Source organism: Exiguobacterium sp. s26 (assembly GCF_018618235.1).
GTDB lineage: Bacteria > Bacillota > Bacilli > Exiguobacteriales > Exiguobacteriaceae > Exiguobacterium > Exiguobacterium chiriqhucha.
In genome coordinates this window covers 75,922-89,717 of the sequence record NZ_JACSLS010000001.1, presented here as the reverse complement: position 1 = coordinate 89,717, position 13,796 = coordinate 75,922, and the positions used below count along the sequence as shown (strand labels likewise).

Genomic DNA, 13,796 nt, shown 5'->3' with positions numbered 1-13,796 from the left:
TGTCGCTCCCGGCTGGTCATTTCCGTTTGACGATTTTGCCGACACGGCTTCGGACGGCACGCGCTGCGAGCAATCCTTTTCCGACTTTCGACTGGGTCAAACTTTGATATTTACGATTAAGTTGGCGATAGCGTTTATCGGCCTTATCGACTTCTTTTGAAATCCATTCCACCGTATAGAGCAGTTCGGCGTACCGATGCAACAGACGTTGATATTGTTGGCTCGTGATGCGGTATTCACGTTGAAGTCGTTTATTTTCCTCGATTTGTTCAGCGAGCTGCATCTCGAGAAGGTTCTTTTCTTGTTTCAATTGTTCACTCATGTTGTCACCTCAACGGAATACGTCGAAATACAGACGTTTCAATTCATTTTTTTGACCGCTCTCATACAGATCGATGAACTGTTTAAAGCGGGGGCTCTTCGGTTCGAGCGGCTTGAACTGCTCGTAGATGGCATATAACAAATCGGCGTTGCCGAAGAAGTCCTCGTCCCGCGACCGGCGGATGAACTGGAGATACCATAGCTCAAAGAACCGTTCGAAGCGAGTCTCACGATAGACATCGAGTACACCTTCACGCTCGAACGCCTTCGCCCGGGCCGTTTCGCGCAACACACATTTCTCGAAGTAACGACGGGTGATCGTATTGACGGTCGATCCCGCCACGGCCGCGTAATAGTCGTGAATCGTCAAGTCGACGAGTGCGACACGTTCGGCCGATAAGAACATCTCTTGGAAGAAGAGCGAATCTTGACCGACCGCCCCGATGACTTGTTTCAAGCCGTTGTCGACGATGAAGTCGCGACGGATGACCATCGCCTGGATGCTTTGCACTTTGAAGTTGTGCTCGAGCAGGTAGGCACGCGGGTCTTCAATCATGCGGATGCCGCCTTTCTCGAGCCCTTCAAGTTCGATCATCGCTTCGCGGTTCGACAGCTTCAACATGCTGCCGACGGCGAGATCGAGTCCCGGTTCGCGCGTCATCAACTGATACAGCTCATGATAACCATCGTTGACCGCCTCGTTGTCCGGGTCAAGGAAAGCGATATATGGAGTCGTCGCCAGCTCGACACCTTTGTTACGAGGGCGTGAGGCACTGCCGCTGCCGCCGTCTGCGAACGAGTACGTGTAGACGTTCGCATGTTCGCGCGCCAAGCGCTCGACGTAACGGCTCGTCTCGTTGTCGGTCGAACCGTCATCCACGAGCCAAATCTCCATATCGTCAAACATCGTGCTCCGCTTCAAGCTGAAGAAGCACTTGTTGTACAAGTAACGACCATTGTTATAGACCGGCACGACGACAGACAATTTGTAGTCGCGCGGTGCGTTCGGTTGGAAGACGACCTCGCCTTTGACGAGTTCGAACCGGTCGACGGCATAACCCGGCAACGTCCGGCTCTTGAGCGTCCGTGTTGCGACTTCTTTGAGCGACAGTTGCTCCGCGACGAACACGGAACGATGGACATCGGTCACGTCCGTCACGAAATCGTGTTCCGGACCCGAGACGAGCGTCTCGCCGTCGAAGTAGGCCGCTTTCGTCACGAACGATACGTCCGTATATTTGAAAGCGTTAATCAAGTCTTCTAAATAATAGGCTTCATACGTATAAGCCGAGTCAAAGAACGCGACGAACGCCGCTTCCTGCAAATCGGTCTCCGTCACGGCATCTGCCATCCGGAAACGGACGTTAGCGTACGTCTGGTCGTCGACCATAGCTTGAAGACGCGACTCGACACCTGAGCCGACGACGAGAACCGGACGGGCCCCGAGTGCTTCCGTCTCAAGTCCGAGCGCGAACAACATCTCTTCGAACCGGTCATGCATCGTATGTCCGGCCATGATCGTACGGACGCCCGCTAATTGCTGGCGGTACTTCTCGTCCTCGGTCTTGAACATGTTCAAAATCTGTTTGGCGTCGAGACGGCCCGTCGCGATGAACACGTTCGGGAAATCGTTGTTGACGGCGATATTATAGTTCGTCAAGACGAGGTTACCGCGTGCTTGCGCATCGTAAATCGCTTGTGCGCTATACGTCGGGCTGTTCTTCACTTCGTTGACGTGAAGGACCCAATCGACGGACTTTTTCAAACGGTCCATGTCCGTCTCGCTCGCGACGAGATATTGACGGTACGCTTCGCCGACTTCCTCGTTTTTGTCACGGTCTGATTTAATCACGTGGAGACGGTGGTCCGTCTCTAAGACGCCATCCATCAATTTGTCGACGTCTTCCATGAACGCTTTTCGCATTGGGAACTCATTCGTGACGAGCACGTCGTTCAAACGGGCGCGTGTCATGCCGATCGGATTGTGACGCAATTGGTTGACAAACGGCTTGATGACGAAGACACGGTCATGTTTGCACAGTTCGGTGTAATCTTGGACCCGCTCTTCATTGGCCGTAAAGACGATGTCACACTTCGCTGCGAGTGATGCGTAACGCGCGTAATGATTCGTGTCGGCCTCGGTATGGAACACGACCGGGATGTCGCGATAGTTGGCTTGCTTAATCAATTTTTCGAGCCATTGGCGCGAGTGTGAGCGCGGTGTCGCCATGTGTTCAAAACTTGTCGCCTCATCACCTGGAAGGATTGGGCTAATCATGAGGAACTCGATGTTCACACCTGCATTGACGAGCTCTAAAAACTCGGTGACCGTCTTGAACGTATGGACGTTACAGACGTGATTCCACATGTCGGCCCGTTCGACCGGTCCGACGAACGCCACATCGATGAGTTTCTTCTTATAATAAGTACTCCCGTTCGATGCTGGATATTCCGGTAAGTCGTTCGGGAAACGCGCGGTCGCCGCATCCCATTCTTGTTTGAGACCGGTGTTATACGTCTCAAGCTTTTGGTCATCCCAATATGGGAGTTGTGCTTTTTTCGTCAACGACGGCAAGTCATTGATGAGAATGACATCGCCTTCATCTAGCGGTTCTTTTTGTGAAATCCGTTCCCGTTCTGCACGTACCCATTTCGCGTGCTCTTGAACGTCGGACAATAATCGTCTTACATCCATTCAATTCGCCTCATTCTTTCATCATGTCGTATCGTAGGTTTCACACCTACACCCTCTGTCATAGTATCAAATATCAGATAGGCAAGCAATTTCAGTCAGATGACAATCGGACGACTTGCCATTCCCCTCTTTTGTAATACCCGACTTTCCTTCCCTATAACAAAAAAACTCCCCTGAATCATCAGGAGAGTTGGACTGCTTATTCAGCTGCTACGTCGACGATGCGACCTTCCACTTTCGGTTCAACCGTGACAAGGCTTGCCACGTGGTCGCGCAAGTTTTCCCAGTCCGAGAGACCGAGGTCTTGGACGCGGCCTTCAGTGTAAGCAACACCGAGCTCCGCGAAGCCGTCGCCGCCTTTCGCTGTGAACGCATTCGTCGCGACTTTATAACGTGTTGAATCTTCTGCTACGAGCACTGGTGCTCCGTCTTTCATGTACTCGATTTTCGTCACACGTGAGCCTGACGGTTGCGAGCTATCGTACGTCACTTTCAAACCAGCGACGTGAAGGAAACCACCGTTCTCGTTCGGAAGCGGTCCGACACTGCGTTCGAACGTTTGATAAATCTCTGTCCCTGTGAGGTCAGCGATCGCGAGCGTGTTCCCGAACGGAAGCGTCGTGAGCACTTCACCGATTGTGATCTCACCTTCGTTGATGGCTGCACGGATACCGCCACCATTTTGAATCGCACCGATGACGTCAGGGCTGAATGTCTTCGCTTTCGCGAGCATGCCGTCTGTGATCAAGTTTCCGAGTGCCGTTTCGTTCTTACGAACGCTCACGCCAGTCGTGTTGCCTGGATCGCTCGTACGTGGGTTCGTGAGCGCTGCTGTTGCTGAAGCACCTGTTGGTTGGTTTTTCAACTCATCGACTTCTTCTTTGAACGGTGCGAGGAGCTGTGTCGCTTTCGCGTCCGCTTCAAGCTTCGTCACATCGATTAAAGCACCCTCATGGGCAACAACTTTTCCGTCTTGGTCGAACGTGACGTCAAGTGTGCCGAGGTATTGACTGTACTGGTACGCTTGGACGATCAACGTCGGGTTGTCCGTATCGGCGTTTCTCACTTCCGGCTTCGCGAGAAGCGAGTGCGAGTGTCCGCCGATGATGACGTCGATGCCTTCGACTTCTTCCGCGAGGATTTGGTCGTTATCGACTGTTGGGTTGTCATCGTAACCTAAGTGCGTGACAGCGACGATTTGGTTGACGCCAGCTGCTTCGAACGCTGCGACAGCCGCTTTCGCTTCCGCGATGTAGTCTTGGAACTGGGCGTTGCCCGGGCTTGCGATTTCAGACGTCTCTTCTGTCGTGAGACCGAAGAATCCTACTTTGACGCCGTCTACTTCTTTGATGACACCTTCATACAGACGACCGTTATATGGCTTGTCTGTCACCGCGTCACGGAAGAGCGGGTTCAAGTCTGTGTCTGCTGAGAAGTCGAGGTTCGAGCTGACGAACGGGAAGTTCGCGTAGCGAATGAACTTGGCAAGTTCGGCGTTGCCGTCTTCGTCGCCACCGAGATCGAACTCGTGGTTCCCGAGTGTCATCAAGTCGTACTTCATGTAGTTCATGAGTTTCAAGTCAGCCATTCCTTCAAACTTGTTGAAGTAAAGTGAACCTGAGAATACGTCCCCAGCGTCAATCAAGAGTGCGTTCGGCTTCTCGGCGCGGACTTGTTTCACAGCTGTTGCGCGTTTTGGCGCCAAGTCGAGTGAAGCGTGCGTGTCGTTCGTGTGCATGAATGATACCGTGTTCCCACCGACCGAATATGGAAGTTCAGCTTCGATTGTGCGGCCATTGCTCGTAAATTTCGCATGCGCCGTGAACGAACCGATTTTAGATGTATCGATGTCGTGAACACGGACGAGACGCTCGACCGTACCGTTCGCGAAGCGAACATCGAGACGAAGTGCGCTCGGCACGTTCTCCCCTTGTTTGAACGAGAGTGCTTCTCCCGGTTCGATGGCAACCGGATAGTTCAAGACGCGGACACGCTTCTCGACTTTAATCCCCTTGCCGACCACGATCCCTTTCGCCGTTTGATATGTACCGAGTTTGTTCAACTTCACCGATGATTTGTACCAATGGATTTTGGCACCTTGATATGTCTTGTCGAGCGTGGCGTCGAGGTCGCCTCCGCGGACGAAGTCGGCTTTCAGTTTGACCGTCTTAACTTTTGGTGCCGCGTCAGCTGTCGCTGCCGGAACGATCGATGAAGCGGTGATAGCCGCCACAGCGAGTGAAGCGTACAACTTGTTCGTTTTACGTGTGAGCATTTGATTTTCCCCTTTCAAATGTGGTGAAGCAGAACTAAAACGAATGATAGCGCTTACAATGTCCGACGGATGATAATCGGCCTTGCTCCCTATTCCGTCTTCAGACCTATCGTTTCAGAGACCACTTTCCTCTCTAAACATATCCAATTCCACTAGTAAATACAATTAATTTTTCGTTAATTCCGTGTATCTTTTCCAAAAAATCCCCCGATTGCAACATCGAGGGATTCCATGGAAATTAAAATACGATAGGCAAAAAGACCTTATTCGGTTTCAATCAGTTCATGAAGCTGGGTGAACGGACTCGACGCCCCTGCCTTCAAATGCCCGTGCTCGATTTCTTGGAGACGGAGCGCCTCGAGCTGCATCTTCGAGGCCGCGCCCCACTTGTTTGGCCCACAATCACGAAGGGCAACCGTCCGGACCATGAGTTCCGTCGCGTCATCCGTGGCATCGAACTCGACCCAAACTTGGTTCGGTCCGCCCCAGGCGGCGATGTCTTCAGATAAATAGAGAACGGCGTCGACCCAAATCTCATAGCGCATCCGCCCCAAGCCAAGCGACGACCGCTTCTCGAACGGGTTGAGCACGTTCAAATTCAAACGATACGTCTGTCCCGGTTTCGTCGTCAGGATTTGTGAATACGCCATATGGTCGCCTTTTTGCATCGTGTTCGCCTCGAGGTGGTATGACACGTTCGTCGTCAAGCGCCGGACGGTCAACGGGATCGTCGTCTCGTCCAAACGGCCGCTCGTGATGACCCCATCGAGCGCCATCCACCCTTGGTCGAGCGTCGGATGCATATAGTCACGCATCGTGTCCCGCTTGTTCACACCCCAGAACGCGAGCACCGGCCACTCGTTCCCGATCACTTCATAGAACAGTTTGGCGTATAACCGATCCCCATAATCTGGCATCAAGAACAGCTCGAGGATGGCGCGCGCGTTGAACGGGATATACGTCTCGAACGCGACATCGCTCTCAGCGAGTACTTGCTGGTGCCAGACGCCCATCCGATACTCCCAATACAACAAGTCGTACGGGTCGTAGCCGTGCAGCGTCTCAGTCGTCAAATTGACCGCGGCCACGTAGGACGTCCAAAGCGAGACAACACGCTCGTCTTCCCGCGACTTCCATGAATAGCAACGAATCGCCCCTTCGACCGTGAACTCGGCCGGCAGCGTTCGATTCTTCCGATAAAATGCCCGGCCGATTTCAAGGATGTTTGAGCGCAAGTGACGCGTCGGCCGGTCTTTGTACAGTTTCATATATTCGTACGCGTGGGCATGACCGTGACGTGACGTCACACTTTGGCGCAACATCGTCCGGAACGACCGCGTCTCCTCGGCGCGTTCGAACGCCCGGTCATCGACCGGGATGACGCGATGACGAAACTGGAGATCACGCGCCATCATCGACGCAACTTCGACATCGATATCGAGCGACTCGACGTGATGGCCTTCCGTCACGTTCTGATACGTGAACGTCTCGATGTTCGCGAGGAACGGTTTGAGGAGCGCCAACGACAAACGACTGTCAATCCCGGCCGTGAGCGAGAAAATCATGCGTTCGTCCGACTCGAGTAGTTGATGGAGCTGATTGTCGAACCACGTCCGAAGTGGTTCGATGGCCGCCTCGACCGGCAACGCATCGAGCGGACGCCGTGGATAATAGCGTGTCATCCGGTTCGTCTCGTCCACGAAATGGTTCGGGACGAGAATTCGAATCGACTTATAAATCGTGAAATGACCTGGCAAGTGATAATGGTTATGGTGTCGCAACTCGTCCGAACAGAGCGGGTGCGCCTCAGACTGGACGTCTTCTTGTAACAGTTCGAGATGCGACGCCGCTCGGAGCGGTGCTTCCGTCGTGAAGTAGACACCTCGCATCCCGGTGGCATCATGATAGAGGCGAACCGATGTTTCATCACCCCGAATCAACACGTAGCGGCCACCCATGAAGTCAAGCGTTTCATGGAAGGTATCCACGTCTTGCCCGTTCAATCGTTCGAGCACCCCTATCCGGTCACGCTGTCGCGCTCGGATGTCGAGGATGTCCCCGAAAGCGAGCAGCCAACGGTCGCCTTCTTGAATCAAGTCGACCGGACTGAGCGGGTCATAATAGAAGAAATCGCCATTCGGCAAAGTGATTGTTTCCCATTCTTCACGGTTTAGCCGTGTGGCGGTCATTAAAAATCCACGTTGATAAGCTTGCATCGTTTTTCCCTCATTCTATAGAAAATTCGTTCCTCGATTCCAAAAAAAGACGAGCACCGGTCGTGCCGGCGACTCATCGACTCTGACTGATAATGGTCATCCAAATATTGGAGAAGACGCCAGCCGTCTTGGCATAATCCACGGGATCAGCCATGTTAAGTTGGACGCCGTTCTGATAGACAAACAAATGCGTCACCGTCCCACCCCCGGACGCCCCGATCGTGATGCCCCGTTTCGTGAGCGTCTCATCCGGTTCGGCGATAATGGAGACGACCGAATCGGCCCGATCGCGCCGGACAACGATGTAGCCCCGCGTCGGTTCAATATAGGCTTGGGTGAAGCCGAGCGGTTTATGACTCCCGTTCGCATGTATGTATAGTCCTTGCGGATCAAGCCGCAACGCCATGCCGCTGAATCTCAACTCACTCCCCGATGTGGACGGATGCAACATCCCGTCCGCCTCGGCTTCCTGGTTTTGTTCGTAAATGACCCCCACTAATACCAGACAGACCAGGACGAACGTCCTGATGAGAAGTTGAAACTTTTGCCTCTGTTTTCGTTGTGTTCGACTCATAATTCCCCTCCAAATTATAAAGTATCCACTAAAAAAATAGAACAATATAATCATACCGTACTTGTTTTAAATTTCCATAATAAATTGGGATTAATATGTATTTATTGAAGCTTCATACATAGTAAAACCAATAGAGTTCTGTGATATCGGTTCTACTATGTCTCGTCCATCATCAAAACGTATGCGTGACCTGCACGTCGTCTGTCCGATTGCGGGGAGACGAACGATCCTTTCACGACTATCAAACAGGAAGATGAAAGGACAAACAATAAGATCAAGCTCATCAAACGGCGTGCATATAGCTACCGGAACCTAGAACGTTTCTTCTACAGTCTTCAGATTTGAAATCGGTCGAACTAGTGTCAACTACGGTTTATTGTGATGAACTAACTTTTACACTGTTAACAAGAATTCATTTTCCATTTTTAATAAACATTAGAAATAAAGAATCTCTCATTTCTATATAATGGTTTTGTTAAAGGAGGAGAATTCTTATGTATAAAAAATGGTTCATGGTTTTCGTCATCGCTCTCGTCACATTGATTACGGGAAACGTCGAGGCGTCGTCGTTTCCATATAAGACGCTCGAGTCAACTCCATTGAAGGTGTCCGCAAGTTCTAAAGCGAAAACAATCCAAACTCTCAAAATGAACACGAACGTCTCACTCATCTCGACACAAAACGGATGGGCCAACGTCCAAGTCGGCAAGACGAAAGGATACGTCCCGTTCAAGAGTATCCTGCCCCTTGAAATCCCAATCAAAAATCATGATAGCTATCATCAGGTCATGACATATAAAGGGACTGAGATTGCCAGTGTCAACGGAAAAAGCGCGAAAATCGCTCCGGCGTTGCTCCCTTTCTTCAAACAGAACGCTGTGGCGCTACGAAGCACGCTCGCAAAGCCAATCATACAAAACAACACAATCGTGGGATTCGAACGATTGGCACTCGGCCAATTCGTGCAGGTCAAGACTCCAATTATCATTGATCGGAATGCCGCTGCACGAATTCAGAGTTTAAAGTTGCCCGGAGGACCCGTTACAATTACGACAGCCGCCCCACTCCGGCAAGTGATCCTAGAAGGGTGGGGGTTCGAGCCCTACAAACAGACGTCACAATGGAACGTCACGTTGAATGGTACGATTCACCAATTCCACTCAAACACGCGATTTACGCTTCGGGGGAAAGGAACAATCAATCGTTGGGACATCCATCAGGCTCAACTCTCTTATGATTTACCTATTACATACAATGGAGATATTGGTTTCTTAAACGTTAAACATGCAGACGTCGTATTGCGCGGCACATCAACCTTTAAAGTCAGAGCTGTATCCGCTCCAACGAAAACGCATATCCTCGATGGACCGAACGGGTTACTTGGTGTCACTAAACCAAACCTTGTGATACAAGGTAAACGAATGGGCGCAGACGAAAGGGCGATTGCTACAGCATTACAAAATGTGACTGCCGCTAAACTCACTCAGCTACTTAAACAAATGAACATCGAACATAAATCAAATCATATGAATGACTACGTGAAAGCATTTAAATTGAACGAGACAGCCGGACCAAACAAGTTGTTCTTCACGACAAAATCCGACATCTCGTTTGTAGTCAGTGCGGTCGATCGCACGCTTGAATTCAATCAGTTCAGTGAACCGTTTGTTACATTGAACAATCCATCGAATCGAATCCAAATTCAGATGAAGAACATCCAGTATAATTCTTGGGCTAATCCGATTTATCATAAGCGTATCGTGAATGCTCTAATTGGAAAATCCGGCCTCATCACAATCTCGTTCAAAGGTCCAGAACAATCTGTCAGCGAGTTTGCGCGACTGGAAAAACAGGGTCGCTACTTTATCTATAATCACCCTCACGGTCCCGGAACGTTCCGTGTTGTCTCGATTGATGGCAAGAAAATTAATGGCTTCACGTATGTTATTGAGATGGGACGCTATTCGTACGACGAGCATAACCATTTCAATAGGGAAGAGCTCGTTCGTATTGGCGATAAGACGCTCGACTCTTACAATCAAGTACCGCCTGCATTCGAAGTCAAAGTCGTAAAAGGGTTGCGCGGTTCCAATTCATATTTAGCGATCCGCTCAAACGACAACCAATGGCTCAAGCGCGTGTATGGATACACGTTACAAGTCAATAAAAACTACTGGGCAGATGGCCGACTCAGTTCGGACGCAGTCGACCTCGCCGGCTGGGACCCAAAACAGACAATTATCTTATCGCAACTCGACGGAAAATTGAACGATACTTTGACCATCAAAGCATTCGGCTATCAAGACGCAAAACAAAAATAAGACAAGGTCATCTCGCGCGCGGGATGACCTTGTCTTATTTCGGTTGGCTGATAATCGTGACTCAGGCGTTCGAGAACTGCCCCGCAATCATCGTATAATCGGACGGTTTTACTTTAACGGAGTTGTTCTCAAAATCCGAGGTCAACCACACATTACGATGATGAACTAGACATAGTAAAACCGATAGCGTCAAACGCTACCGGTTTCAAGATGGCTCAGCCCGAAGGCCTTGCTCTATTTAACCCTAAGGGAGGGTCAATGAAGGTCAACGCTAATTACTTAGCGATGTTCACCGAAGTGAACAATGGGTGTTTGTTGTTCTCGAGGTCGAGGACTTCGAACGCAGCGCCTGGTTTGAGCGTGAGCGTTTGAGCTGTCTCGGCCGGAGTCAACACACGGTCAATCGTGATTTGGACTTGGTTCGACTGCGATCCCATGATTTCTGTGACTGTCGCAGATTTCGAGAGATCTTTGTCGCCAACGAGGACTTTGAAGTCTTCGTAGCCATCTTCGATTGAGTACTTCGCGATTGACTCATCGAACGTGAGCGTGATGACCGCGTAGTCGCCCGATACGTTGTTCGACGTGAGGACCGCAGACGTCAAGCCTGGAAGGTCGTTCTCCGCGAACTTCTCGTTCAACGAGACTGTATCCATGACGTTGCCCACTACATCCTTGATGTTTTGGATCACGAACGCATATTTACCAGTCGTTTGAATCGCGCCTTCTTTGAGCGTCAACTTGATGACGTCGCGATCTTCATCCGTGAAGACAGCTTTCTCGGCGATTGCCTTGCCTTCAATCAAGAAGTTGCCCAAGTTGAGTGACGATGGGTCGAGCTTCTCGCTGAACTTGAGGTAAAGCGTGCTGTTGTCCTTCTCTTGGAAGTAGTAGCCATCGAACGTTGGCTTCTCTTTCTCGATTGGGCTCGAGACAATTGAGAACTTGATTGATTGCTCAAGGCTCTCGTTGCCGACGACATCCTTCACGAGGTTAGCCGGAAGTTTAACTGAGTAGTTTCCAAGCTCAAGATCCGAGATTGGCGTCTTGATTTGGTTCTTCGAGTAATACGAGGCGTCAGTCCATGCCGCCACTTTCTTCTCGACACCGTTCGGCGTGATGTACGAACCGTACATCTTACCGTCGCTGTAAGCACCATGCTTGAGTTCTTCAGAGAACGTGAGGACGAGGTGGTTCTTGCCGTCGATGACTTCCACTTTCGCATCTGTCACAGTCGGAGCCATCTCATCGTTCGTGAAGTTAACCAATTTCGTTGACGCAGCGCCGTAGTTGCCAGCAAGGTCGCGGAAGTGAGAAACTTTCACGTCGATTTGACCGATGAACGAGTGGTCGCGGACAGTGAGGACTTTGCCTGACTCATCGAGCCATGCGTTGTCATCAAGGTCAGCTTCGATTTCGCCGTTTGTGAGCGTGATTTTCGCGACGTGGTTGTAACGGTCCACGTAGACAGCCTCAGAGAATGTGACTGTGAGGTAGCCTGGTTTCGACGAAGACATGCCGACGACTGAAGGGTTGACCGCGTCGATGACTTTCTTCTGAACGATCTTCGTCACTGGGTTTGGCGAGATGAAGTTGCCAGCGAAGTCACGGAGACCGACGAGCGTCAACTTGTAGTCTTTGCCTGCGACGAATTGCGCATCTGACAAGTCAAGGATGAACGATTTGCCGTCCCATGAGAGTTTGTCGACGTCTACTTTGTAGCCAGCGCCAGAAGCATCTTTCAATTCGAGTTTCTTCTCGAGCTCATCTTCCGAGTCAACGTTGACCGGCTCGGAGAACGTGAACTTCACGCGGTTGTTTTCAAGGTACTCAGGGTCGTTAAGGACCGGGCGTACGTTGTCTTCGAACGTGTAGATTTCTTTGAACGGTACGAGCGCTTTACCGTCGAGTCCTTCAATCTTCGAGCTAGCAAGCACAGCGTAGCGGCCATCGAATGTCTTCTCGGCGCGAACGACGAGCGTTTTGCCGTCTTTCGAGAGTGTGCCGCGAAGTCCTTTGAGGCGTTGCGCGTCTGGAATGTGATCGATTTCGACCGTTCCATCTTTGAGCATGCCGTTATAAAGGAGTGTGCTCGCGTCTACCGGTTTCGAGAAGTTGATTTCAAGTTCCTTCGCATTGAGCAACTTGACGCTCGACACCATCGGAGCTGATTCAACAACTTTATACTTGAACGATTTTGAGACCGTTCCGTACGCTTTGTTCGTGTACGTGAAAGTCGCCATGAACTCGCCGACTTTCGATGTGTCGATACCAGACCATGAACCTGGTTTCATATAGACGCGATCTGCGAACTTGACCGGCTGTGTGCGGATTCCTGAAACGGCTTCCCCTTTTTCGAAGACGAGCATTTCTTTCGGTCCGACCACTTCTTGGGCATAGTTCAAGACGCGAATGCGTTTCTCGACTTTGATGCCTTTCCCTTTGACGAAACCAACCGCCGTTTGGAAGACTCCCAATTTGTTCATGTTGACTGAAGACTTGTACCAGTGGATCTCTGATCCGTGATACTTCTTGTCAAGCGCTGCATCCAAATTGCCTTGGCGTACATAATCTGAACCTAGCTTGACGACGGGCATTGCTGCTGAAGCCGACATTGCTGGTGCGACTGCTGCCGCTGTCACTGCAAACGCTGCCGCTGCTGTGACAAATTGTTTTTTGTTTGCCATCTTGTTTAAATCCTCCCTTTGGTAAAATGCGATTTCTGCGTCTTCGACTTTCTCGGTCCTCTCGATCACTCCTCAGACACCCTTACTGCCCGAGTTATGTATAGCATCGATAGGACTCGAGTCATACAAAAACAGGTATCTAAAACCATACATTGACTTTTAGCCTATGCATCGTCCCAGATTGCTTACATCCATAATATACATAACGTTTCCAGTTGAAACAAGCGAATTTTTAGCGAAAAAGGGAAATGATAATGCATTTTCATGATTTTATTTAGAATAAACATTCTGCGTTCGATTAATTACCAGTGTAACAAAAATCGCATTAAATCAACAAAGTAAGCGCTATCAATAAATAAACTCAAGATCAGACTTCCGTCATCAGGTTAGATTTTTATAAATGCACCTAATAAAATATAATTACCAATTATTTTTTTGTATTTTACAATAGAAGATAAATATTAACCATTAAATACCATATAATTATGTGGATAACGTTTTTTAATAAACCATTTCGTTACCAGTTCATGCTTTATTGGATTCATAAATAAATCATTACACTTTTCGAATAGAACTTTTGAAGGTGAGTCCTATGGACGATACACAAAAAAATGAAGGGCTTTTCGCAGAAGTGTTTGATTTTATCCAGTAAATGGATATTGGATTACGGGGATTGTTGTTGTACACAACACCGATGCTCCTTATTT

7 protein-coding genes and 1 pseudogene are annotated in these 13,796 nt (G+C 49.9%); 2 read left to right on the top strand and 6 right to left on the bottom strand.

The annotated features are described in order from the left end of the window. Window positions 1–16: 16 nt before the first annotated feature. The 5 genes from KNP82_RS00420 to KNP82_RS00400 form a co-directional block, all read right to left on the bottom strand. Window positions 17–322 (bottom strand): hypothetical protein, encoded by a 306-nt coding sequence (locus KNP82_RS00420; RefSeq protein ID WP_021066429.1) that lies wholly within the window; start codon window positions 320–322, stop codon window positions 17–19. A gap of 9 nt (window positions 323–331) precedes the next feature. Beyond that, window positions 332–3,016: a glycosyltransferase gene (locus KNP82_RS00415; protein ID WP_131471836.1), complete on the bottom strand. Its 2,685-nt coding sequence runs from the start codon at window positions 3,014–3,016 to the stop codon at window positions 332–334. 199 nt (window positions 3,017–3,215) lie between these two features. Continuing rightward, window positions 3,216–5,291, bottom strand: coding sequence for a bifunctional metallophosphatase/5'-nucleotidase (locus tag KNP82_RS00410; protein WP_214826611.1), 2,076 nt, complete (start codon window positions 5,289–5,291; stop codon window positions 3,216–3,218). A gap of 263 nt (window positions 5,292–5,554) precedes the next feature. After that, window positions 5,555–7,507 carry an asparagine synthetase B family protein gene (locus KNP82_RS00405; RefSeq protein WP_214826610.1) on the bottom strand — a complete coding sequence of 651 codons (1,953 nt, stop codon included), beginning with the start codon at window positions 7,505–7,507 and terminating at the stop codon, window positions 5,555–5,557. Between the two features lie 73 nt (window positions 7,508–7,580). Further along, window positions 7,581–8,081, bottom strand: coding sequence for a hypothetical protein (locus tag KNP82_RS00400; RefSeq protein WP_214714154.1), 501 nt, complete (start codon window positions 8,079–8,081; stop codon window positions 7,581–7,583). A gap of 226 nt (window positions 8,082–8,307) precedes the next feature. Here KNP82_RS00400 and KNP82_RS15715 point away from each other — a divergent pair. Both KNP82_RS15715 and KNP82_RS00395 read left to right on the top strand, forming a co-directional pair. After that, window positions 8,308–8,426: pseudogene (locus KNP82_RS15715) on the top strand (transposase); the annotation flags it as partial. A gap of 149 nt (window positions 8,427–8,575) precedes the next feature. After that, window positions 8,576–10,402 carry a hypothetical protein gene (locus KNP82_RS00395; protein ID WP_214826607.1) on the top strand — a complete coding sequence of 609 codons (1,827 nt, stop codon included), beginning with the start codon at window positions 8,576–8,578 and terminating at the stop codon, window positions 10,400–10,402. Window positions 10,403–10,677: 275 nt separating this feature from the next. On the opposite strand, the gene KNP82_RS00390 is transcribed toward KNP82_RS00395, so the two are convergent. Further along, window positions 10,678–13,089, bottom strand: coding sequence for an Ig-like domain-containing domain (locus KNP82_RS00390; protein WP_144060661.1), 2,412 nt, complete (start codon window positions 13,087–13,089; stop codon window positions 10,678–10,680). Window positions 13,090–13,796 lie beyond the last annotated feature (707 nt).